At 45.0% G+C, this 23,490-nt stretch carries 19 protein-coding genes; 5 read left to right on the top strand and 14 right to left on the bottom strand.

Annotated elements, in window-relative coordinates:
• Positions 1-109 precede the first annotated feature (109 nt).
• Positions 110-538: an HIT domain-containing protein gene (locus AB4274_RS00585; protein WP_017061937.1), complete on the top strand. Its 429-nt coding sequence runs from the start codon at positions 110-112 to the stop codon at positions 536-538.
• A 132-nt stretch (positions 539-670) separates the two neighbouring features.
• On the opposite strand, the gene AB4274_RS00580 is transcribed toward AB4274_RS00585, so the two are convergent.
• The 5 genes from AB4274_RS00580 to znuA form a co-directional block, all read right to left on the bottom strand.
• A complete protein-coding gene (locus AB4274_RS00580; RefSeq protein WP_017061938.1) occupies positions 671-901 on the bottom strand; it encodes a FeoC-like transcriptional regulator in 231 nt (76 codons plus the stop codon).
• The gene (gene feoB, locus AB4274_RS00575; RefSeq protein WP_017061939.1) at positions 898-3,171 is read right to left on the bottom strand and encodes a Fe(2+) transporter permease subunit FeoB; all 2,274 of its coding nucleotides are present in this window, start codon (positions 3,169-3,171) and stop codon (positions 898-900) included. The genes AB4274_RS00580 and feoB overlap by 4 nt, the downstream gene beginning before the upstream one ends.
• Positions 3,172-3,393, bottom strand: a complete 222-nt coding sequence (locus AB4274_RS00570) for a FeoA family protein (RefSeq protein WP_004734203.1) — start codon at positions 3,391-3,393, stop codon at positions 3,172-3,174.
• 628 nt (positions 3,394-4,021) lie between these two features.
• Positions 4,022-7,384 (bottom strand): helix-turn-helix domain-containing protein, encoded by a 3,363-nt coding sequence (locus tag AB4274_RS00565; RefSeq protein ID WP_372110642.1) that lies wholly within the window; start codon positions 7,382-7,384, stop codon positions 4,022-4,024.
• A gap of 269 nt (positions 7,385-7,653) precedes the next feature.
• A complete protein-coding gene (gene znuA, locus AB4274_RS00560; RefSeq protein ID WP_017067380.1) occupies positions 7,654-8,544 on the bottom strand; it encodes a zinc ABC transporter substrate-binding protein ZnuA in 891 nt (296 codons plus the stop codon).
• A gap of 83 nt (positions 8,545-8,627) precedes the next feature.
• On the opposite strand from znuA, the gene znuC reads away from it, so the two are divergent.
• A complete protein-coding gene (gene znuC / locus AB4274_RS00555; RefSeq protein WP_017061943.1) occupies positions 8,628-9,407 on the top strand; it encodes a zinc ABC transporter ATP-binding protein ZnuC in 780 nt (259 codons plus the stop codon).
• Complete coding sequence (znuB, locus tag AB4274_RS00550; RefSeq protein ID WP_372110545.1) at positions 9,407-10,192, top strand: zinc ABC transporter permease subunit ZnuB; 786 nt, start codon at positions 9,407-9,409, stop codon at positions 10,190-10,192. Before znuC ends, znuB begins: the two co-directional genes overlap by 1 nt.
• 119 nt (positions 10,193-10,311) lie before the next feature.
• Here the strand turns inward: znuB and sucD are convergent, their stop codons facing one another.
• From sucD to sdhC, 8 genes are all read right to left on the bottom strand, one after another.
• Complete coding sequence (sucD, locus tag AB4274_RS00545; RefSeq protein ID WP_017061945.1) at positions 10,312-11,184, bottom strand: succinate--CoA ligase subunit alpha; 873 nt, start codon at positions 11,182-11,184, stop codon at positions 10,312-10,314.
• Positions 11,184-12,350, bottom strand: coding sequence for an ADP-forming succinate--CoA ligase subunit beta (gene sucC / locus AB4274_RS00540; RefSeq protein ID WP_010436793.1), 1,167 nt, complete (start codon positions 12,348-12,350; stop codon positions 11,184-11,186). The genes sucD and sucC overlap by 1 nt, the downstream gene beginning before the upstream one ends.
• A gap of 206 nt (positions 12,351-12,556) precedes the next feature.
• Positions 12,557-13,765, bottom strand: coding sequence for a 2-oxoglutarate dehydrogenase complex dihydrolipoyllysine-residue succinyltransferase (gene odhB / locus AB4274_RS00535; protein WP_017056410.1), 1,209 nt, complete (start codon positions 13,763-13,765; stop codon positions 12,557-12,559).
• 21 nt (positions 13,766-13,786) lie between these two features.
• Positions 13,787-16,603: a 2-oxoglutarate dehydrogenase E1 component gene (gene sucA, locus AB4274_RS00530; protein ID WP_017061946.1), complete on the bottom strand. Its 2,817-nt coding sequence runs from the start codon at positions 16,601-16,603 to the stop codon at positions 13,787-13,789.
• Between the two features lie 97 nt (positions 16,604-16,700).
• Complete coding sequence (locus AB4274_RS00525; protein ID WP_010436773.1) at positions 16,701-17,414, bottom strand: succinate dehydrogenase iron-sulfur subunit; 714 nt, start codon at positions 17,412-17,414, stop codon at positions 16,701-16,703.
• A gap of 12 nt (positions 17,415-17,426) precedes the next feature.
• Positions 17,427-19,193 (bottom strand): succinate dehydrogenase flavoprotein subunit, encoded by a 1,767-nt coding sequence (gene sdhA, locus AB4274_RS00520; protein ID WP_048606450.1) that lies wholly within the window; start codon positions 19,191-19,193, stop codon positions 17,427-17,429.
• On the bottom strand, positions 19,194-19,541 hold the full coding sequence (gene sdhD, locus AB4274_RS00515; RefSeq protein WP_010436768.1) for a succinate dehydrogenase, hydrophobic membrane anchor protein: 348 nt from the start codon (positions 19,539-19,541) through the stop codon (positions 19,194-19,196).
• On the bottom strand, positions 19,535-19,927 hold the full coding sequence (sdhC, locus tag AB4274_RS00510) for a succinate dehydrogenase cytochrome b556 subunit (RefSeq protein WP_017061948.1): 393 nt from the start codon (positions 19,925-19,927) through the stop codon (positions 19,535-19,537). The genes sdhD and sdhC overlap by 7 nt, the downstream gene beginning before the upstream one ends.
• Positions 19,928-20,343: 416 nt before the next feature.
• Here sdhC and AB4274_RS00505 point away from each other — a divergent pair, with 416 nt between their 5' ends.
• Complete coding sequence (locus tag AB4274_RS00505; protein ID WP_017061949.1) at positions 20,344-21,633, top strand: citrate synthase; 1,290 nt, start codon at positions 20,344-20,346, stop codon at positions 21,631-21,633.
• Between the two features lie 206 nt (positions 21,634-21,839).
• Here AB4274_RS00505 and AB4274_RS00500 read toward each other — a convergent pair whose 3' ends face one another.
• Positions 21,840-22,598: a Nif3-like dinuclear metal center hexameric protein gene (locus tag AB4274_RS00500; RefSeq protein ID WP_372110543.1), complete on the bottom strand. Its 759-nt coding sequence runs from the start codon at positions 22,596-22,598 to the stop codon at positions 21,840-21,842.
• Positions 22,599-22,688: 90 nt separating this feature from the next.
• Here AB4274_RS00500 and AB4274_RS00495 point away from each other — a divergent pair, with 90 nt between their 5' ends.
• Positions 22,689-23,447, top strand: a complete 759-nt coding sequence (locus tag AB4274_RS00495; protein ID WP_017061951.1) for a DUF1853 family protein — start codon at positions 22,689-22,691, stop codon at positions 23,445-23,447.
• Positions 23,448-23,490 lie beyond the last annotated feature (43 nt).

Below are 23,490 nucleotides of genomic sequence, written 5' to 3'. Positions count from 1 at the left end.
CTACAGTGAGGGACGAACGTGATAGGGAATCTGCTTATTGAGAACGTAAGCCCTAGCCACATTCAAACTCCGACCTTATACTCATGTAAAACAATTAATTGGAAAGATCATGAGCTTCGAACTTCACCCGCAACTTGCGAAAGACACCACACTTATCGGCGAATTTCCACTGAGCTTAGCCCTGCTACACAAAGATAACGCAGTGCCTTGGGTTATCTTGGTACCAAAACGTGCCAACCTAAAAGAGTTGCACCACTTACCAATGAAAGAGCAACAGCAGTTCCTACATGAATCTCAGGCGGTAAGCCAAGCATTAGAAGCAACGTTCCAACCAGACAAATTGAACCTTGGTGCGCTGGGTAATATGGTGCCACAACTGCACATCCACCATATTGCACGCTTCAAAGACGACATTGCTTGGCCCGGCCCAGTATGGGGTAATACAAAAGGCGAACAGCGCAGTGAAGAAGATCAAGCCGCTATCCTGACTCGTATCCAAAACGTTCTGTCACTGAGCTCTATCTTCAAGAAAGCATAATTCGAGTTCATCTCATTGAGCTTTAAAGCAAAACACTTCAGAAAAGACACATAACAAAAAGCCGCTCATCTTAGATAAGCGGCTTTGTCATTTTCTAATCTCGCCTTTTTCAACGAGAGTCTGAAAACCGAACTACATCATCACGTTAAGCGACAAACCATCTTGTTTGCTGATGGTGTAGCGAATACGCGTTGTATGACCATGCTTATTCGTATCGACCAAGCGAGAAACTTTCCCTTTCTTGACCCAAACACTCAGCATCGCATCGACGCCATCTTCACTCATGCCAAACTTTGCAGCGAGCTCTTTACGAGCCGCAACGCCGTGGCTATCAATGTATTGATGAAGTTCAGTTAAAATCATACTACTTGCACCTCTAGTGCTTTCTGCTTACTGCCCACTTTCTTGAAGACGCGATACGTCACCACAAAACCACCAGCAATCGCCACCATCCATACTGCACTTGTCACAGGATGCGCAGCAAAGTTTGCCGCTTGGTAGTAGAAAGTCGCACCAAAGTAACCAAGAGCCATCGTCCAAACCGCGATGAAGCGTGCAAACGTCTGACCAAATTCACGAACATAAGCACCCATCGCGGCCACACAAGGCGTGTAAAGCAGGATAAGAATCAAGTAAGCGAATGCCGCATGACCAGATACAAACTTGTCTTTCAAGTTACCAAAGATAGAGGTATCGACTTCTTGGTCAGCTGCTACAGAATTAGAGTCAGACAAGTCGCCAACTTCAATACCTAATGGATCTGAGTAGCTCAATCCGGCTAGGTTTTCAGGGATCGTCATTACCGCTTCTTGCAGGCTTGCTGCTAAGTCAAACTCAGCTGCTTCTTCATCAGAAGGCGTTGTATATAGGCTATTTAATGTACCAACAACGGCTTCTTTAGCGAAAATACCTGTGATGATACCAACCGTTGCAGGCCAGTTCTCTTCAGTAATACCAATTGGTTGGAATACAGGTGTTACAACTTGAGCTGCTCTAGACAGTACTGAGTTTTCGCTATCTTCGTTACCAAAGCTGCCGTCCATACCTAGAGAGTTTAGGAAGCTAAGAATAGCCACAACCATCACGATTGTTTTACCTGCACCAAGTACGAAACGCTTCAGCTTCTGCCAAGTTTTCAACATTACGTTTTGCACTGTCGGCAATTCGTAATCTGGCATTTCCATCACTAAGCTATCACTGCTACCTGGGTAGATCGTGTTTTTCAGGAACAAACCCGTAAATACAGAAGCAACGATACCCATGATGTACAGAGCGAATACTACGTTTTGTCCTGCACCTGGGAAGAACGCCGCCGCGAACAGTGCGTATACCGGTAAACGAGCACCACATGACATAAACGGCGCCATTGATGCTGCTAGTTTACGTTCGCGCTCTTGGTCAAGAGTACGAGTTGCCATGATTGAAGGCACGTTACAACCAAAGCCCAGTACAAGTGGGACAAATGCTTTACCCGGTAAACCAATCTTCTGCATCACTTTATCAAGTACAAATGCAGCACGAGCCATGTAGCCTGAGCTTTCTAGTACCGCTAAGAATAGGTAAAGCGCTGCGATAACAGGAATAAAGGTCGCAACCGTTTGGATACCGCCGCCAATACCATCAGCAAGTACAGTGACTAACCAAACTGGTAAATGGCCATCTAATAAGTGGTGTCCACCATCAACTAATATTGCTCCAACACCAATATCGAAGAAGTCGATAAACGCACTACCGATATTGATAGAGAACATGAACATTAGGTACATGATAACGAAGAAGAAAGGAATACCGACCCATTTGTTCAAAATGAATTGGTCTGCTTTCTCTGTAAAGTTACGGCTTAGTTTGCCTTCGCTGCGACGAACACGTTTACAAAGGTCATGTAAGAAAGTGTATTTAGCGTCAGCAACAGCAAGGTCAATATCGAAATCGGCACCAAGACGCACGCTATCAATTTGAGTGCGAGTTTGTGGGGCTAAACCATTCAATACCAAGTAATCATTTTCTAAAGCACGAATCGCTAGCGCTCGGTGAGATACGTCAGCATCATCAAATTGTGACTCAACAGAAGGGATAAGAGCTTCTAACGCGGCATCGTAATCAATAGAGATAGGGTCAAGGCTCACACCTTGAACAAGCAGTTTATGCAGACGCTCTTTAAAGCGAACCACTTGACCTTTATCGTTTGCAGACAAGCTTAGAACTGGGCAACCTAGCTCTTTCTCTAGTGCTTTAAGGTTAATCACCTGACGTTCGCGCTTTAATACATCCATTTTGTTCAACACAACGATCATTGGGCGACCCAACTCACGCAGCTGTAATGTCATATATAAGCTTCGTTCTAGACAGTTAGCGTCGACAACATTGATGATCACATCTGCTGGGTGAGTTAAAACAGCGCGAGACGCGATAGACTCATCGATGCTGTTCGCATCATTACCACTGTCTAGTGCGTAGATACCCGGTAAATCCGTTAGTTGAAACTGATCACCAGCGTGCGAGTATAAACCCGTCTTCTTTTCAACAGTGACACCAACCCAGTTACCAACGTGCTGCTTAGCACCAGTCAGTGCGTTGAACAGTGTTGTTTTACCACTATTCGGGTTACCAACGGTAAGAACTTGATAATCCATTTAGATAACCTCGATTTGTTCTGCAATGCTTTCACGAATGGCGATAGAAACACCTCTCACTTCAACTTGAAGCGGATCACCCATAGGTGCACGGCGGATAAGCGTCACCTCGGTTTTTGGCAACATACCCATGACCATAAGTTTCTTCCTTACGTCTGGTGTTAAACCTGTTAGTGCAACAATAGAAGCCGCCTTTCCTTGCTCTAGTTGTGAGAGTTTCATAAGTACCCAATTCGTGACTGATAATGAGAAAGATTGTTATTAACGCCATGATACACATACATGCCCACAATTCTATTGTGTGAAATCAATGTTTTCGAAAATACATACTCGTAAGTTTCGTTAAAAACGTTTACGTCAAAAACGTTACTTTCAACAACTAGCGAGAACTACCTAACTAGTACAAACCCTCCCAAACAAAAACAAATCATTAATTATCAATCACTTGAGACAATGTCGGTTTTCTCATAGGTATCTGTCGTTAATTTTATAAGTAAAATAAGTAGCTGGACGTATAGTTACTCCATCGAAGAGAAACTACTTCTCTTTAATTTTATTCCAGAGGTGATATGGCTTTGCTATATCACTCCGGCAGCAAGCGAAGGTGTCGTTGGCACCCGTGGTATAGTCCCCCCGGCTATGCCACGATATTTTTTTCTTCCCTTTGTTTTATCCCAACAACCTTTTTAAACTCCCCATTTATCTCGTATCTCTTATCTCTTATCTCTTATCTCTTATCTCTTATCTCTTATCTCTTATCTCTTATCTCGTAGAAGCATAAGAAAGCCCCAACACGAATGTCGAGGCTAAAGTATCTTTATTTATGTTCTAGCTGAGTATCCGCTGCGTGCTACTCTTCGTTGTTTTCAGCAAACTTAGATGGTGACATGCCAAAGTGGTGCTTAAACCTTTGACTGAAATAGGAAGGGTCATTGAACCCCGAATCAAACGCCACATCAGAGATCTTCTCTCCAGCGAGTAAGCGCTCACACGCATGCTCTAGACGTACTTCATTCAAGTGCTCTTTGAAGGTCTTGTTGTAAGCCGATTTAAAGCGTCTCTGTAAGCTTCTCTCAGACATAAACAAATACTTAGCGGCAGTTGCAGTACTGAACTCGGCATCAGCGTAGTTTTCACTCACAAGCTGCGACACTCTGTTCTTCCACTCTTGTTCCGCTGTCAGTTTTTGTTGCTCTGGTGTTGAGGCGGCAAGCTTAATGGTTTCAATCTGTTCAATTGTGCTGGCTTCAAGATTGTCGAGTACTTGATACTCAATTGGCCACGAAAGCTGAACCTTATTTTGAGACTCCGAAACAAAGGCATTAAGCTCACCACCGCTCTGATTCATCAATAGCGGCAGCTTTTCGATGTTAAGGTCGGTCGACTTTCCGGTATTGTCACCCATGCTTGATGCCAGTTTAGGGAAAGGCATGCCATGATCTCGAATGGTCACAACAAGATGCTCCTTAACCTCTTCAACCAGAACCACCATACTCTGCGACTTAAAGTTTCTCTTGATGATGCTCGCAACCAAGCTATTGAAGATAATATCGAGATTAAAATACAGCAACGAGACATATCGTTGTTTTGTTTCGACTTTAATATCCAATTCAATACCGGCTTTGGTTAAGTCATCCTGCCAAGCTTTGAGTACCGCCTCTAAGATTAAAATTATATCGTAACAAACTTGCCCTTTCCCTTGGGGGGTATTGCTCAATTGCGCTAAGCCATTTTTCAAGGTTAGAATCGGCGACTTCCCGAGCTCGTCATTCCAATTCGGGAGCATCGCAGCAATATGATTCACTTCAGAAGAAAGTTCATTGGCAGTGTGAGACACAAGCGCATTCTTCACGGATAGCTGCTTTTTAAGCTGTTGATTAGTCGCGAGTAATATCCGGCTTTGGTGTCTCAATTGGTCTGTCTTCAGTGCAACTTGCGCTTTTAAGTGCCGGTTGGCAAAAGTGACATAACGCGAACGCCAAAAGACTAAGATAGTCACAACGCCAATCAGTAATATCAGAGAGCTTGCTGCAGCCCAATTGGTCAGATACCAAGGCTCCGCAATCGAGAAGCTTTGATTGGTTGACACAAAGCGATAATGGGAGTCTTTAACCGGCTTCACTTCAAGTGTGTAATCCCCTGGAAGAAGATGATCGAGCGTTAACAAGCCCCCTTCAAACTCACTCCAAGGTTCATCGTCGCTCAGTCGGTATTCCATCGCAGGTGCGAACGTTGCTGGTAAGATACCTAGCTTAAACCCCATCGATGAACCATAAGGAATCTCATCCAGCTCTGCCGTTTTCCCGCCAAGTGATACCGTTTGTTGGTCGACACTTATCTTACTCAACAAGGCACGGCTATGAGGTGTAGTTGATACCAGTAACTCGTTAGATAACGCGCTGACTACACCATACTTTGAGCCGAAAACAAGCCTCGAAGGTTGGCTATCTTGACTGTAAAAAAGAGCACACGCTCCTGCCACCAGTTCATTGGTGATCAAACCAAATGGCGAACCTATGTGTTTATGCAGTTGCCCATCCAATCCGTAATAACTGATGCCTTTCGAAGAGCCTAACCAAACACCATTGTCATCGCTTATCAGGCAGTTGGGGCTAATATTGTCTTCAACAAGAGTGATTTCTTGAATAATAGAGCTGTCATCCGGGATTCGATACACGCCATAACTGCTCGCAAACCACTGCGCTCCATCCTTCGCTTTTTCAATATCGACGACTTTGCCAAACCGTTCGCTGGAACGACTAAAGCTAATTCGTTTATCAATGAACGAGTAGAAGCCATGATCCGTTCCTATATAGATGCGACCTAGCAAGCCTACATTGAGAGCGGTGATCTTCGCAGGCAAGAACTTGTCGACTAACCAGTCAGTGCCATAACTCGTCAGTTTCATGGTTTCGATAGATAAGGAATAGAGGTTTTGCCCAGAGGTCATCCAAAGAACGTTATCGGCTTGAAGCGCAAGGTTTTCAACACGCACTCCCTCAATTGGCCTTGGTAAATCAAGGGCTTCGGGTTGTAGTGTTTCCGTATTTAGACTGATGATACCTTGTTCGGTCGCCAACCAAATGGAAGAGCCAAAGATCTCAAAATCATTAACAGGGTTAGAGTAAACACGAATTGGGTTCTCTTCACTTTCAGAATCAACCAAGTAGAGCCCCATTGAAGACGCGACCCAAGATAACGGGTCACTGACAGGCAGTACTTTATTGATCACCACACTACTCGAATGCATGCCCATTCCAGTTAGGGGTGTTCTCGAGAAGGTTTTGCTGAACAGTGAGAAGTATCGGATACCGTTGTTTGTCGCAACCCACATACCACCAGCATGATCGTTTATCAACGAATATATTTTCTCACCCGGTAACGAGAAGTCTTGACTAGCGGCTTGTTCGAATCGAGTAATTTGTCCCGTAATAAAGTTGTAGCTAATAAGGCCGTGCTCTGTACCAATCCAATACTGGTCCGAAGTTTCGGCCAACGAGAGAACATGCGACCCTTTAACGATGGTCTCTTTGTCTGGGTTCGCGAGATCAACAATCACAGCACCATTTAAAGTACCGATCACTAACTCACGTCGAGCATTCGAAAAATAAACCGTCTCAATATGGTTTTTGTCTGATGCGGTGACATGGGTAAACTCTTGATTCTCTGAAAGGTAAACGCCAGAACTGGTCGCTAGCACCCACTTTGATAGTACCCACTCAGCGTCGTTAATCGCAATGTCACTGCTGTTATTGTATCGGTACAGTTTAAGTAGAGAGTAGGTGTTGAATTCTAAAGATTGAGTGTTGTAGGTATAGAAATTACTGCCGTCAGTAACCCAAATATAATCGCCTGATGCACCGATATTCGCTATTTCAGCGCCGGGACTTAGGCTAAACGCCAATTCGTTGCCAATTCCAGGGTTATGTCGATAGACCTCATTGTCGAAAAATGTCCAAAACTCATCGTTCAGAAAGGCGACTCTTTCCGAAGAAAATTGCAGTAAGCTTTCCTTGCGAGGGAATAGAGTTCGACCATCGTAAAAGAGTACTTTTCCATGCACATCATGAACCCAGAGCCCACCTCCGGCACCTAAATACAAGTTTTTAGCCGCAAGGAAATTCCCTTGCGCTTGAGCGGGCAAAGGATAGAAAACGGAGGGCGAGGTATTTACCGCTAGAACGCTAAATGAAATGCTCATTAACATGAACATTTTGAAGATAATTCGATACAACTCTTAATCCTGAACAGCAACAACACATGAAATTTTGGGTACCACAACGTCTTATCGTTGCTAAACCAAAAACTGAGTTTTTTTGTGCTTATTATTATCTTTCCATTTTAGCGGAAATTAGAAAAGGAGAAAGGAGGTTTGTTATTTGTTATGAGGTTTTATCTTAGCGGTCACGAAAATGCCGCAAAAAGCGGCATGATTCATAAATTAACGAGAGCAAAGTAGAGTAAAGAATACTCGTTTATGACTTACTTCTCGTCTAAGCAACTTGTATAGCTATCTGTAAGTTGCTGAAGAAAATCGAAATAGCTTCCACTCTTCACTTCAACTGTTGAACCGATAGGGTCAAGCTGACCTTGTTTTGCGTTACTTCCGCGCGTCACTGATTCAATCACAGCAGGAGTGAATTGAGGCTCAGAAAACACACATTGAACGTTTTCACGTACTATCGTTTTCTTAATAGCGATCAGGCTTTTTGCACCCGGCTTACGCTCTGGGCTCACCGTAAAGTGACCTAAGTTATTTAGCTCAAACTCTTGCTCAAAGTAACCATACGCGTCATGAAAAACGTAGTAACCTTTGTCTTTCACGGGTGCAAGTTGCTCTCGAATAGACTGTTGCTTCTCTTTCAATGCAATCAGGAATGAATCGAGATTCTCTTGGTACGCCATTGCGTTGTCTGGATCAGATTCAATCAACTTAGCTGAGATGTATTTTGCAGCTACTTCAACTTGCTCGATACCTAACCAAAAATGCGGGTCATGGCTACCGTGGTGGTGCCCTTCATGTGCATCGTGGTCATGCTCTTCGTGTCCGAACTCTCGCAAGTTGATTCCGGGAATATCACTGATCTTGATAACATTTTCTTTTGAACCAATCACCTTAGTCAGAAAGGCTTCTAGGTCAGGGCCGAACCAGATGACCATATCGGCACTATGAACTTTTTTGACATCCGATGGCTTAAGCGCATAATCATGCGGCGAAGCATTGCTGTTCATCAACACATCCGGCTCACTAACGCCTTGCGTTAATTCTGTCACAATCATTTGAATTGGTTTAAAGCTTGTTAGAATAGTATTGGCACTTGCGACACTTGGCGCTAAAAGCAAAGTAGCAAGTATAAAAGATGAACGTGACATAATCCCTCGATAATAGAAAAGTAGCTTAGGCTTGAGGTAAATGTTACATTATAACATTAGCGAATTGCAAATGAGTTCTATTCATGGATAACTTAATCCAACTAGATTCTGTGAGCGTCGAATTTGACGGTCGAAAAGTTCTAGACAACATCTCTCTAAATTTAGAGCGCGGCAGAATCACCACCCTGATTGGGCCAAACGGTGCAGGAAAGTCGACATTAGTAAAAGTGGTACTGGGTTTACAGACCAAATTTTCAGGCACAATAACAAAAGCTAAAAAACTGAAAATTGGCTATGTACCACAAAAATTAAAGCTCAATGATTCCCTACCGCTCAACGTAGAGCGTTTTCTAAAACTCACTGGCAATTTCAGTCAGCAAGAGATCCTTGAAGCATTGAAGCTCGTTGGTGCTGAACATCTGCAGAAGAGTAACATGCACCAGCTATCTGGCGGAGAAAACCAACGTGTGCTCATTGCTCGTTCATTGCTAAGAAGACCAGATCTACTGGTTCTCGATGAACCGGCTCAAGGCGTCGACGTTCAAGGGCAAATAGACCTGTATGACTTGATTGACACCATTCGCCACCGCTTTGGTTGTGCCGTATTTATGGTTTCACACGATCTGCATTTAGTGATGGCAAAAACAGACGATGTTATCTGTTTACACCACCACATCTGTTGCTCAGGCGCACCTGCAGACATCAAACACCATCCTTCGTATATTGCGCTCTTTGGCACCGCGACCCAAGAGACGCTAGCGTTTTATCATCACCAACACGAACATCACCATCATGATCTCGCAGGCCAGCCTGTCGAAGGCGACGTGCATGAATGTTCAAACCATAAACACGGACACCACTAATGCTTGAGTTTCTTCTTCCCTCTATTTTGGCGGGTTTGGGTATTGCACTAATTGCAGGCCCACTAGGTTCATTCGTGGTGTGGCGTAAGATGGCTTACTTTGGTGACACACTTGCTCACGCTTCTTTGATGGGCTTAGCACTTGGCTTTCTGTTCAACATTAACTTGTATTTCGCGCTGCTGATTTGTTGTTTGATGCTGGCCGTGTTGCTAGTGACTTTACAAAAACAAAAGCTGGTCGCGACCGATACCCTACTCGGTATTTTGGCGCACAGTGCGCTATCACTTGGTTTGGTTGCTGTCAGTTTCTTAGATAACGTTCGTGTTGACCTAATGAGCTACCTATTTGGTGACTTGCTGGCAGTATCTCCAACGGATTTAGTGTTCATCTATGCGGGTGCTGCTGTGATTGGATTAGTACTTGCTATCTTTTGGCGACCACTACTATCAACGACGGTTAACGAAGATCTCGCGGCGGTTGATGGCATCAACATTGATTTAATGCGTCTGATTCTGATGCTATTGGTCGGTATCGTGATTGCTGTCGGTATGAAGTTTGTTGGTGCGTTAATCATGACATCGCTACTGATTATTCCTGCAGCAACGGCAAGGAAGTTCTCGAGCACACCTGAGCAGATGGCCTTCCTTGCATCAATTATTGGCTCTATCGCTGTATTCGGTGGATTAAGCTTGTCTTGGTTCTATGATACGCCTGCTGGCCCGTCTGTGGTTATCATTGCGGCAGCAATGTTTATGCTATCTCAAATGGTTAGAAGCCGAGCTTAGCACTTAGCAGGACGATTTCTAATCTCGTATCCCGAGAACATAAAAAAGGCTTGGTCAGTGACCAAGCCTTTTTTATATCGTTCAGTTAACTTCTATCTCAATCGATAAAAGCCAGCTGATTACCAACCCGTGATTTCACGTAGGCCTTTACCGATGTCAGCAAGAGACTTAACAGTCTTAACGCCTGCTGCTTCTAGTGCTGCGAATTTATCTTCAGCAGTACCTTTACCGCCAGAGATGATTGCGCCTGCGTGGCCCATACGTTTGCCCGGAGGAGCAGTAACACCAGCGATGTAAGATACAACTGGCTTAGTTACGTTTGCTTTGATGAAATCAGCCGCTTCTTCTTCCGCAGTACCACCGATTTCACCAATCATTACGATTGCTTCAGTTTCTGGGTCTTCTTGGAAAAGTTTCAAGATATCAATGAAGTTTGAACCTGGGATAGGGTCACCACCGATACCAACACATGTAGACTGACCAAAGCCTTCATCTGTTGTTTGCTTAACTGCTTCGTATGTCAGAGTACCTGAACGAGATACGATACCTACTTTACCCTTCTTGTGGATGTGACCAGGCATGATACCAATCTTACACTCGTCTGGAGTGATAAGACCTGGACAGTTAGGACCGATCATGCGAACGCCAGTTTCTTCTAGCTTCACTTTAACGTCGATCATATCTGTTGTAGGGATACCTTCAGTGATCGTTACGATCAGTTCGATACCTGCATCAATCGCTTCTAGGATTGCATCTTTACAGAAAGGAGCTGGTACGTAGATAACTGTTGCTGTTGCGCCAGTTACTTCTACCGCTTCACGTACTGTGTTGAATACTGGAAGGCCTAGGTGAGTTTGACCACCTTTACCAGGTGAAACACCACCAACCATTTGCGTACCGTATGCGATAGCTTGGTCTGAGTGGAATGTACCTTGACCGCCAGTGAAACCCTGACAGATTACTTTAGTGTCTTTGTTAATTAATACAGACATTATTTAGCCTCCGCAGCAGCAACAACTTTCTGAGCAGCATCTGTTAGAGATTCAGCTGCAATGATATCAACATCAGAATTAGCAAGTACTTCGCGACCTAGGTCTGCGTTTGTACCTTCTAGACGAACAACTACAGGAACTGTTACGCCGACTTCTTTAACTGCACCGATAATACCTTCAGCGATCATGTCACAACGAACGATGCCACCGAAAATGTTTACGAGTACTGCTTTAACATTGTCATCAGAAAGGATGATCTTGAATGCTTCAGCTACACGTTCTTTTGTCGCGCCGCCGCCTACATCAAGGAAGTTTGCTGGCTTGCCGCCGTGTAGGTTTACGATATCCATCGTACCCATCGCAAGGCCTGCACCGTTAACCATACAGCCAACGTTACCATCTAGTGCTACGTAGTTCAGTTCCCACTGTGCTGCGTGTGCTTCGCGCTCATCTTCTTGAGATGGATCGTGCATTTCACGTAGTTTAGGCTGACGGTACATCGCGTTTGAGTCGATGTTGATCTTGCCGTCTAGACAAAGCAGGTTGCCTTCGCCAGTAATTACAAGCGGGTTGATTTCTAGTAGAGCTAGGTCGTACTGAGAAAACATTTGGCCAAGACCCATGAAGATCTTAACGAACTGTTTGATTTGATCGCCAACTAGACCAAGTTTGAACGCCAGTTCACGGCCTTGGTAAGCTTGAGGGCCTACTAGAGGATCGATCGCTGATTGGTGAATCAACTCTGGAGTTTCTTCAGCGATTTTCTCAATGTCCACACCGCCTTCAGTTGACGCCATGAATACAATTTTACGCGTTGCGCGGTCAACAACAGCACCTAGGTAAAGTTCGTTAGCAATGTTTGATGCTTCTTCAACTAGGATCTTAGTTACAGGCTGACCATTAGCGTCTGTTTGGTAAGTCACTAGGTTTTTACCTAGCCACTTTTGTGCAAACTCTTTAACGCCTTCTTTGGTGTCATGTAGCTCTACGCCGCCCGCTTTACCGCGGCCACCAGCGTGTACTTGACACTTAACGACTTTCTTGGCTGTACTGATACGACCTGCAGCTTCGAAAGCTTCTTGTGCAGTATCACATGCGAAACCTTCTGGTACAGGCAAACCGAATTCTGCAAACAGCTGTTTGGCTTGGTATTCATGCAAATTCATTTTGATATTCCGTTTATTTTCCCTTAAGGGATTATTATTTCCATAACGACACAGTTTCCTGTGTTACGTCTGTAGGGTCTTCTCAAAACAACTGCTGTCCATTTTCTAATGGCTTTACAGTTCAATTGAAGGCCAGACGTTGAGCAGCCTAGCCTTTGAAACTTTTTACGTCTAGCTAACGGGGTTAACTAGACGTTTTAGCGATACTAAACGTCTAATAGCAGACGTGCAGGATCTTCTAGAAGCTCTTTGATGGTCACTAGGAAGCCAACTGATTCACGGCCATCGATTAGACGGTGGTCGTAAGAAAGCGCTAGGTACATCATTGGTAGAATCTCTACCTTGCCATCAACAGCCATTGGACGGTCTTGGATTTTGTGCATACCCAAAATTGCCGCTTGAGGCGGGTTGATGATTGGCGTAGACATTAGAGAACCAAATACACCACCGTTTGTGATAGTGAAGTTGCCGCCCATCAGTTCATCAACCGTTAGCTTGCCGTCACGACCTTTGATTGCTAGCTCTTTGATGCCTTTTTCGATATCAGCGAAACCTAGTGTGTCACAGTCTTTGAGTACTGGAGTCACTAGACCACGTGGCGTAGATACCGCCATGCTGATGTCGAAGTAGTTGTGGTAAACGATATCTGTACCATCAATAGAAGCGTTCACTTCTGGGAAACGCTTCAGTGCTTCTGTTACTGCTTTCACGTAGAAAGACATGAAGCCAAGACGCGTATCGTGACGTTTCTCGAATTGGTCTTTGTACTGCTTACGAAGGTCCATGATTGGCTTCATGTTCACTTCGTTGAAAGTAGTCAGCATTGCTGTGCTGTTTTTCGCTTCTAGAAGACGGTTTGCAACTGTCTTACGCAGGCGAGTCATAGGCACGCGTTTTTGGCTGCGAGCCGCTGCTGGCGCTTCAACTGCTGGTGCAGATGCTGCTGCCGGAGCCGCTTTCGCTGCTGCTAGGTGTGCGTCGATGTCTTCACGAGTAATACGACCACCAACACCAGTGCCTTTAACGTCAGCTGGTTGTAGGTTGTGCTCAGCAAGCAGGCGACGAACAGCTGGGCTTAGTGCGTCGTTGTTCTCTTCTGTTAGCGCAGCTTTATGGCGCTTATCAGGAGATGCTTCTGTATCTTCAGTGGTGTCTTTCGTTGGTTCACCAGCGACAGCACCCGGCTTGATTTTAGCCAAAAGCTGCTTAGAAAGTACCGTAGCACCCTCTTCTTCGATGATAGCTTCCAGAACACCCGCTTCAGGAGCCGGTACTTCTAGAACTACTTTATCTGTTTCGATATCTACAATGACTTCATCACGTGCAACCGCTTCGCCCGGTTTTTTGTGCCAAGTAGCAACTGTTGCATCAGCCACAGATTCAGGTAAATCTGGAACCAGAATTTCAATTGTCATGTGCGTATTTTCCTTTTACTTCTAGTTCTTAAGTAGGGTCAAAGCGTCGTCAACTAACGCTTTTTGTTGTTTCAAGTGTACTGACATATAGCCAACAGCTGGTGATGCTGATGCAGGACGACCTGCGTATTGAATATCAGCACCTACTGGGATAGCAGCTCGGAAATTATGTTGGCTACTGTACCAAGCACCTTGGTTTTGTGGCTCTTCTTGACACCAAACGTAATCGACTACATTTGTGTACTGTGCGATGGCAGCTCTCACGTCCTCATAAGGGAACGGGTAAAGTTGCTCAATACGTACAATAGCGACATCGTCTTGCTCGTTCTTACGTCTTTGGTCAAGCAGGTCAAAGTAAACCTTACCTGAACAGAACACGACGCGTTTTACGTTCTCAGGAGCCAGATCATCAATTTCTGCGATAGCTGGTTGGAACGTGCCTTCTGCCAAATCTTCAAGAGAAGAAGTACACAGAGGGTGACGAAGCAATGACTTAGGTGACATTACAATCAGTGGACGACGCATTGGTCGAACAACCTGACGGCGAATCATGTGGTAAACCTGAGCTGGTGTTGAAGGAACAACAACCTGCATGTTTTGTTCAGCACATAACTGAAGGTAACGCTCAAGACGTGCAGAAGAGTGCTCCGGGCCTTGGCCTTCATAACCGTGAGGAAGCAGCATAGTTAGACCACATAGACGTGCCCACTTTTGCTCACCTGATGAAATGAATTGGTCGATAACAACTTGTGCACCGTTTGCGAAGTCACCAAATTGAGCTTCCCAAAGGGTTAGACCGCTTGGCTCTGCTGTCGCGTAACCATACTCAAATGCGAGTACCGCTTCTTCAGATAACACAGAGTCAAACACTTGGAATGGCCCTTGTTTATCATGAATGTTCGCAAGAGGAACATACGTGCTTGCATCTGATTGATTGTGCAGTACTGAGTGACGGTGGAAGAACGTACCACGACCTGAATCTTGGCCTGAGATACGAATACGCTTACCGTCGTCAACAAGTGTTGCGTATGCCAGAGTTTCAGCCATACCCCAATCGACTTGTTTCTCACCATTCACCATGGCAGTACGATCGTTGTACAGTTTATTTACTCGGCTTTGCAGCTTGTGGCTGTCCGGGTATTGACAAAGTTTGGTACCAAGCTCTTTCAGGCGCTCGATATCAATCTTGTTATCCCACTCGATGTTCCAGTCGTGACCTAGGTAAGGAGACCAGTCTACTGAGTGAAGTGCCATTGGACGCCACTCTTTAACCACAACTTCACCGTGATCAAGTGCATCACGATATTCGTTAACTAGCTGAGTTGCTGTATCAATACCAAACTCACCGCGCTCCATTAGCACGTCAGCGTAAAGCTTACGTGGTGTTGGGTGCTTCTTGATTTTTTGGTACATCAAAGGCTGTGTTGCATTCGGCTCATCGGCTTCATTGTGACCGTGGCGACGGTAACAAACCAAATCAATAACAACATCACGCTTAAACGTATTACGGTAATCCAATGCAAGACGCGCAACAAACGCAACCGCTTCTGGATCATCAGAGTTAACGTGGAAAATCGGAGCCTGAACCATCTTCGCGATATCGGTACAGTACATCGTAGAGCGTGTATCGCGAGGGTTAGACGTTGTAAAACCAACTTGGTTGTTTACAACGATACGAACCGTACCACCTACACAGAAACCACGAGCTTGAGACATGTTAAACGTCTCTTGTACTACACCCTGACCAGCGATAGCTGAGTCACCGTGGATAGTAATTGGAAGTACACGGCTACCATCATTATCACCAAGGCGATCTTGACGTGCACGTACTGAACCGATAACTACCGGGTTTACGATTTCTAAGTGAGATGGGTTAAATGCTAGTGCTAAGTGAACGTTGCCGCCTGGCGTTGCGAAGTCCGCAGAGAAGCCTTGGTGGTATTTCACATCACCAGTACCCCACGTGTCATCGTGCTTGCCCGCAAACTCGTCAAACAGGTCTTGTGGCTTTTTACCAAGCACGTTGACCAACATGTTTAGACGACCACGGTGAGCCATACCAACAACAACTTCACGCATGCCTTGTCCGCCAGCATGACGAATAATTTCTTTCGTCATTGGGATAAGAGCATCACCACCTTCCAACGAGAAGCGTTTTGCGCCTGGGAATTTCGCACCAAGATAGCGCTCAAGACCTTCAGCAGCAGTTAGCTCTTCTAGGAAAGCTTGCTTTTCTTCTTTGTTGAAAGAGGGTTGACCAGATACAGACTCTAAACGTTGTTGGATCCAACGCTTTTGCTCTGTATTTGTCATGTGCATGTATTCAGCACCAATAGAGCCACAATACGTTTGCTTTAGAGATTTGTAGAGATCTTTAAGCACCATCGTCTCTTGGCCAATGGCGTAAGAGCCGACGTTGAACGTCTCATTGAGGTCATCTTCGGTAAGAGTGTGGAAAGAAGGGTCCAGTTCATCAACTGTCGCTCTTTTCCATAAACCTAGGGGGTCTAGATTTGCTGCTTGATGCCCTCGGAATCGATAGGCATTAATAAGTTGCAGAACCTTTACTTGTTTCGCATCGACATCTGGATCACTAACTTGGACACTGTAATGCTTTGTTTCTTGAGCGAGTCGACGGAAGTATTCACGAACACGAGAGTGTGGTTGTTCCACTGTCTCTGAAGCTTGCACAGGCAGTTCTTCAAAAACACTTCTCCATTCGTCACTTACCGAATCTGGGTCACTTAGATACAGTTCATAGAGTTCTTCTACGTACGTTGCATTGGCGCCAGCCAAGTGTGAAGACTCGAGCCATGCCTTCATCACGCCGTTGTGCATATTTTCCCTTAACCAGTAGTTTTCACGTTTGCTGCGGTCTATGCCGAGCTATTAAAAGGCCGCCCCAAAACTTCTAGGGCGGCAATTTTTATATAACTTAAACCGAACGATTCACTAGCATGGTCTTGATGTGACCAATAGCTTTCGTCGGATTTAATCCCTTAGGACAAACACTTACACAATTCATGATGCCATGGCAACGAAAAACGCTAAATGCATCATCAAGATCGGACAAACGTTCGTCTGTCGCTGTATCTCGGCTATCAATTAGCCAACGGTACGCTGCAAGCAGGCCTGCTGGTCCGATGAATTTGTCAGGGTTCCACCAGAATGATGGGCATGACGTTGTACAACATGCACACATGATACATTCGTACAATCCATCTAAATGAGCACGCTCATCAGGGCTTTGTAAGTTTTCACGAGCCGGTGGCACATTGCCATCAGACACTAAGAATGGCTTCACTTTTTCGTAGTTATCGTAGAACTGAGTCATGTCTACAATCAGGTCACGAACAACGGGTAAGCCAGGCAGTGGGCGAATCACAATCTTGTCTTGGCCCGAAAGCGCAGACAATGGCGTGATACACGCTAGGCCATTTTTACCGTTCATGTTCAAACCATCCGAGCCACATACACCTTCACGGCATGAGCGACGGAATGAGATTGTTGGATCTTGCTCTTTCAACAGAATAAGCGCATCCAAAAGCATCATGTCTGAACCTTCATCCACTTCTAGAGTGTATTCCTTCATATAAGGTTTCTGGTCGACATCTGGATTGTAACGATATAAAGAGAAATTCAGTTTCATGGTCATATCTCCTTAGTACGTACGTGCTTTTGGTGGGAACGCTTCACGATGGATAGGTTCCATGTTTACACCACGCTTAGTCATGCTCTCTGACTCTGGGTTGTAAAGTGAGTGGCATAGCCATTGCTCATCATCACGGTCAGGGAAATCGAATCGAGCGTGTGCGCCACGGCTCTCTGTACGGAAATTTGCAGCAACAGCCGTTGCGAATGCCGTTTCCATCAAGTTTTCAAGCTCTAGACACTCGATACGTTGAGTGTTGAACTCTGTAGACTTATCAGATAGGTGTGCATTTTTCAGACGCTCGCGAATCGCTTTTAGCTCTTCTAGGCCTTCAGCCATTGCTTTGCCTTCACGGAATACTGAGAAGTTATTCTGCATACATTGCTGAAGATCTTTACGGATTTGCGCTGGATCTTCGCCGTCTGTGCTGTTTTCCCAACGGTTGTAACGCTCTAGTGAACGCTCAATGTCAGCTTCAGTTGCAGGTTTCGCTTCGTCTTGCTTCTTCAGTGTCTCACCTAGGTGTAGACCTGTCGCACGACCAAATACCACCAAATCAAGCAGTGAGTTACCACCTAGACGGTTGGCACCATGTACTGATACTGATGCGATTTCACCACAAGCAAATAGACCTTGGATTTCAACATCGCTGCCGTCTTCGGTTTGCTTAATAGCTTGACCAGAAACTTGTGTTGGAACACCACCCATCATGTAGTGACATGTCGGGATTACTGGGATTGGCTCTTTCACTGGATCAACGTGAGCAAAGGTACGAGAAAGTTCACATACACCAGGAAGACGAGATTCAAGCGTCTCTTTACCTAAGTGATCAAGCTTAAGCTTAATATGTGGACCCCAAGGGCCATCGCAACCGCGACCTTCACGAATTTCAACCATCATTGAACGAGCAACAACATCACGACCCGCTAAGTCTTTAGCGTTTGGTGCGTAACGTTCCATGAAGCGTTCGCCGTCTTTATTGAGAAGGTAACCACCTTCACCACGACAACCTTCCGTTACCAATACACCTGCACCAGCGATACCCGTCGGGTGGAACTGCCACATTTCGATGTCTTGCATAGGAACGCCAGCACGAATCGCCATACCAACACCGTCACCAGTGTTAATGTGTGCATTGGTTGTTGATGCGTAGATACGACCAGCACCACCAGTCGCAAGGATTGTTGCCTTCGCTTTGAAGTAGCAAACCTCGCCCGTTTCCATACAAAGCGCGGTAGTACCTAAAATTGCACCATCTTCGTTTTTAACAAGATCCAGTGCATACCACTCAGAGAAAACAGTCGTTTTGTGTTTAATGTTTTGTTGGTAAAGCGTGTGAAGCAGAGCGTGACCAGTACGGTCGGCTGCAGCTGCGGTACGAGCCGCTTGCTCACCACCAAAGTTTTTAGATTGACCACCGAAAGGACGCTGGTAAATAGTACCGTTCTCAAAACGAGAGAAAGGTAGGCCCATTTTTTCGAGTTCGATTACCGACTCAGGACCGTTTTTACACATGTATTCGATAGCGTCTTGGTCACCGATGTAATCAGAACCTTTTACTGTGTCATACATATGTTGTTCCCAATGGTCTTCATGCGCGTTACCAAGAGCAACAGTGATGCCGCCTTGCGCTGAAACCGTATGAGAACGAGTAGGGAAAACTTTAGAAAGCAATGCACAAGAAAGGCCTTGCTCAGAAATTTGCAGTGCGGCACGCATACCTGCACCACCAGCGCCGATAACTACGGCATCAAACTCACGAACAGGAATAGTCACTTACGCACCCCACAAAATAAACAGACCAGAGAAGAAATATCCAAGAAGAACTGCAACAACACCGACTTGAAGACCAACACGCAGTTTTGCGCATTTGATGTAGTCAGTTAGTACTTGCCATAGGCCGATCCACGCGTGAACCAAAACAGAAGTAAGCGCTAACATGGTGAAGACTTTAGTGAAGGTTCCACCAAAGAATTGCGTCCAAGATGCGTAAGAGATATCACCAGAGAAAGCACAAAAGCTAACTAGGTAGATAGTGTAAAGCGTCATAATGATGGCAGTAGCACGAATCAATAGATAATCGTGGACACCATTACGACCAAAAGTAGAAACGTTGTTTACCATACTAAGATCCCCGCTAGTAGAGACAATACCGCTGTTGCTGCGAATGCAACCTTAGCGCTCTTCGCGCCAGATTCCAGCTCTTCAAAGTGACCAAGGTCCATAAGAAGGTGACGAATACCACCAGCAATGTGGTAAGCCAAAGCGGTTAAAATGCCCCACAGAATAAACTTCACGAAGAAACCATCGACAATGTCGCTAGCTTCGGCAAAGCCTACTGGGGATGAGAGGGAAATGGATAGTAACCAAAGCAAAATTCCAATCGCGACAAAAGTTATCACCCCAGACACACGGTGTAGGATGGAAGCTATTGCTGTGATTGGAAAGTGGATGGTCTGTAAATCTAAATTAACAGGTCTTGTCTTTCTTTCTTTCACGGGCTTGCTCACTCAGCTCCATTGAGCATTATGGTCATTAAATAACCTTATGATATTGTTATGGACAAAATTTGATTGCAAACCTTCAAAATTTAACATTAACTTAACAAATAACTGAAGTTGAGCCTTAGATAATTGTAAAATAATTGTTAACTGCTCGATTAAGAAAGACACCTCACATTTCTTCTTAGCCTTGCATTTATAAGGTTTTAACCAAACTTTTCAGCGCCACTATACGGCTGGCAACATTCTAATACAATTGATGTAACAAATAATGCTACACAGACCAGATTTTTAACGAATTTAATGTAAAAAACACTAACAAGTGCACACAAAGCTGTAGAAAAATTGACTTTCCCACGTAAGACCAGTAAAAAAATGGCACATAAACATCCTGGACGGATTAATAATAAACAAAGGAGATTGTTATGGCGGATAAGAAAGCTACCCTTCACATTGAAGGTCAAGCGCCAATCGAGCTGCCGATTACAGAAGGTGTACTTGGTACTCCAGTGATCGATGTTCGTACACTAGGTTCTAATGGTTTTTTCACTTTTGACCCTGGTTTTCTTGCCACTGCATCCTGTGAGTCTCAAATCACTTTTATTGACGGTGGAAAAGGCATTCTTTTACATCGTGGTTATCCAATCGACCAACTTGCCAATAACGCTGATTACTTAGAAGTATGTTACATACTTCTTTACGGTGAAGCCCCATCTCGAGCTGAGTATGAAAAGTTCAAGACTACCGTGACACGTCACACTATGGTGCACGAGCAAATCGCTAGTTTCTTCCACGGCTTCCGTCGTGACGCTCACCCTATGGCTGTAATGTGTGGTGTTGTAGGCGCTCTAGCGGCGTTCTACCACGACTCACTTGATGTCAACAACGATACACACCGTGAAATTGCGGCATACCGCCTGATTTCAAAAATGCCAACACTGGCTGCAATGTGTTACAAATATTCAATCGGTCAGCCGTTTATCTACCCACGTAACGACCTAGGCTACGCAGAAAACTTCTTACACATGATGTTTGCAAACCCATGTGAAGAGTATGAAGTGAACCCTATCGTTGCTCGTGCAATGGATAAGATTTTCACTCTACATGCTGACCACGAACAGAACGCTTCTACGTCTACAGTGCGTCTTGCTGGTTCATCTGGTGCTAACCCGTTTGCGTGTATCGCAGCAGGTATCGCATCACTTTGGGGCCCAGCTCACGGCGGTGCAAACGAAGCTTGTCTGCGCATGCTTGAAGAGATCGGTAGCGTAGATAACATTGAAGAATACGTTGCGAAAGCAAAAGACAAAGATGACCCATTCCGTTTGATGGGCTTCGGTCACCGTGTTTACAAGAACTACGACCCACGTGCAACAGTAATGCGCGAAGCGTGTCACGAAGTGCTTAAAGAGCTAAACATCCAAGATCCACTACTAGACGTAGCGATGGAACTTGAGCGTATCGCTCTTTCTGATGAGTACTTTGTTTCTAAGAAGCTATACCCGAACGTAGATTTCTACTCAGGTATCATTCTGAAAGCAATCGGTATTCCAGTATCTATGTTTACAGTAATCTTCGCGATGTCTCGTACCATCGGTTGGATTGCTCACTGGAACGAAATGCACAGCGATCCGACGAACCGTATCGGTCGTCCTCGTCAGCTATATACTGGTGAAGAACAACGTGACTTTAAAGCACTTCACGAACGTGAATAGTTGCTATAAATCATAATGTTAAAAGGGGTTGATGTGAGAACATCAACCCTTTTCTTTTGTACGCTCTCAACCCCGTCATCCCCAAGAACGAGGGACGAATGAGTTGGGGATCTCCTTAAGCGAGCAGATAAACTATACAGGTTACCTGCTCAATTCTAGAGAACGACGCATACACTCGACTCGTACCCCTTATCTCGCATCTGCTCTTAAACTGGGTTATCGATATCGATAAACTCAACATCCAAGCCATGTTCTTCCGCTAACCATTCACCTAACGCTTTTACACCGTATCGCTCAGTCGCGTGGTGGCCAGCAGCAAAATAATGAATGTCTTGCTCGCGTGCTGAGTAAGTAGTGCGCTCAGAAATTTCACCAGAAATAAAAGCATCAATGCCTTGAGAAGCCGCTAGCTCAATGTAGTCTTGACCACCACCAGTACACCAACCGACGGTCGTTATCATTTTGTCTTGGTTTTCTGGAGCGATATGCAGTGGTTTACGATTTAGAGCTTGATCGATTTTTGCTGCGAATTCAGTACCTGTCATTGGTGTTTTTAATTTACCAAACATAGCAACCGATTGTGGGTGCCCTTCCAAACCGCCTTCGACTTCTATCTCAAGTAACTCCGCCAGTTTCGCGTTATTACCAAGCTCAGGGTGGATATCAAGCGGCAAGTGATAACCTAAAAGATTGATGTCATTTTTAATTAGGGTACGAATACGCTTGCCCTTCATGCCACGAATTGCCTCTGACTCACCTTTCCAAAAGAAACCGTGATGAACCAACAAAGCGTCAGCCTCTAGCTCAACCGCTTTATTAATCAAAGCTTGCGAAGCCGTAATACCAGTAACAATACGCTTGACTTCAGAAGCACCTTCGACTTGAAGGCCATTCGGACAGTAATCTTTAATCTGCTGTGGCTGCAGTTTTTCGTTAAGTAGCTTTTCTAATTGTAAGTTATTCATTTTTATTTCCAGCTTACCTTCATAATAACGTCGTTATATCAATTTACGGGTAGAATGTCGAAAGCCCCACGATGAGTTTATGAGGAAGAGATGACAGCACTGCAACGTTTTTACCAATGGGTCATCGACTCACCGCCATTACTAGAAATCAAGCCACCGGTTTCGGATCTCAGTGCATTCTCTAGCAACCATGCCATCGACTCATCACATACTTATGAGGGTAATCCTAGATTAGGTTTCCTCTACCAATATCTATGCGAGCAAGTGATCGCTGCCTCACCGAATTACTCGATAAAGCACGACGAGATTCAGATCAATGTGGAAGGCAGAACTCTCGGTGCAATCGACTTTATTCTTAAAGAAGAGAGCAGCCAAAAGCTGGAACATTGGGAAGTGGCGATTAAGTTTTATCTGCTCCACGAACAAACATGGTTTGGACCCAACTCTCACGACCAATTGGATAAGAAACTCGACAGGATGCTCAGCCACCAACTCGAAATGTCCTCTTCTGCCGCCTTTGTCGAGCAATATCCAGAAATCGATGTCGACTCAAAACACTTACTGATGCAAGGTCGTCTGTATACCAACCCTTTCTTAGAGCAAAACATACCGACAAAATGCTTGGGCTATGACATTAACCCAAGCCAAGTAAACGGCTTTTGGTGCTATCAAGATCAGGCTCATTTAATCAGTGAACCACTGTATCCACTCACCAAAGAGCAATGGGCAGCAGGGACGGATGATTTCAGCAGTCAGCCTATCACCGAGTTCGGTGATCGCTTCGTCCATGGGCAAACAAAGTCGGGGCAATTCTGGTTTGTGATGCCACAAAGTTGGCCACACGGTTAGTCGTCTGAGCTAACTCAGTTACCTTTTCCCGCTTATACGTAAC

The sequence above is a fragment of the Vibrio sp. 10N.261.55.A10 genome, assembly GCF_041470825.1.
Taxonomy (GTDB): domain Bacteria; phylum Pseudomonadota; class Gammaproteobacteria; order Enterobacterales; family Vibrionaceae; genus Vibrio; species Vibrio crassostreae_C.
This window is presented reverse-complemented; position numbering and strand designations above follow the sequence as displayed.

Bases quoted from the DNA above. Each gene is read 5' to 3' on its own strand.
- AB4274_RS00585 (WP_017061937.1), top strand. From the start codon at position 110: ATGAGCTTCGAACTTCACCCGCAACTTGCGAAAGACACCACACTTATC.
- AB4274_RS00580 (WP_017061938.1), bottom strand. From the start codon at position 901: ATGATTTTAACTGAACTTCATCAATACATTGATAGCCACGGCGTTGCG.
- feoB (WP_017061939.1), bottom strand. From the start codon at position 3,171: ATGGATTATCAAGTTCTTACCGTTGGTAACCCGAATAGTGGTAAAACA.
- AB4274_RS00570 (WP_004734203.1), bottom strand. From the start codon at position 3,393: ATGAAACTCTCACAACTAGAGCAAGGAAAGGCGGCTTCTATTGTTGCA.
- AB4274_RS00565 (WP_372110642.1), bottom strand. From the start codon at position 7,384: ATGTTCATGTTAATGAGCATTTCATTTAGCGTTCTAGCGGTAAATACC.
- znuA (WP_017067380.1), bottom strand. From the start codon at position 8,544: ATGTCACGTTCATCTTTTATACTTGCTACTTTGCTTTTAGCGCCAAGT.
- znuC (WP_017061943.1), top strand. From the start codon at position 8,628: ATGGATAACTTAATCCAACTAGATTCTGTGAGCGTCGAATTTGACGGT.
- znuB (WP_372110545.1), top strand. From the start codon at position 9,407: ATGCTTGAGTTTCTTCTTCCCTCTATTTTGGCGGGTTTGGGTATTGCA.
- sucD (WP_017061945.1), bottom strand. From the start codon at position 11,184: ATGTCTGTATTAATTAACAAAGACACTAAAGTAATCTGTCAGGGTTTC.
- sucC (WP_010436793.1), bottom strand. From the start codon at position 12,350: ATGAATTTGCATGAATACCAAGCCAAACAGCTGTTTGCAGAATTCGGT.
- odhB (WP_017056410.1), bottom strand. From the start codon at position 13,765: ATGACAATTGAAATTCTGGTTCCAGATTTACCTGAATCTGTGGCTGAT.
- sucA (WP_017061946.1), bottom strand. From the start codon at position 16,603: ATGCACAACGGCGTGATGAAGGCATGGCTCGAGTCTTCACACTTGGCT.
- AB4274_RS00525 (WP_010436773.1), bottom strand. From the start codon at position 17,414: ATGAAACTGAATTTCTCTTTATATCGTTACAATCCAGATGTCGACCAG.
- sdhD (WP_010436768.1), bottom strand. From the start codon at position 19,541: ATGGTAAACAACGTTTCTACTTTTGGTCGTAATGGTGTCCACGATTAT.
- AB4274_RS00505 (WP_017061949.1), top strand. From the start codon at position 20,344: ATGGCGGATAAGAAAGCTACCCTTCACATTGAAGGTCAAGCGCCAATC.
- AB4274_RS00500 (WP_372110543.1), bottom strand. From the start codon at position 22,598: ATGAATAACTTACAATTAGAAAAGCTACTTAACGAAAAACTGCAGCCA.
- AB4274_RS00495 (WP_017061951.1), top strand. From the start codon at position 22,689: ATGACAGCACTGCAACGTTTTTACCAATGGGTCATCGACTCACCGCCA.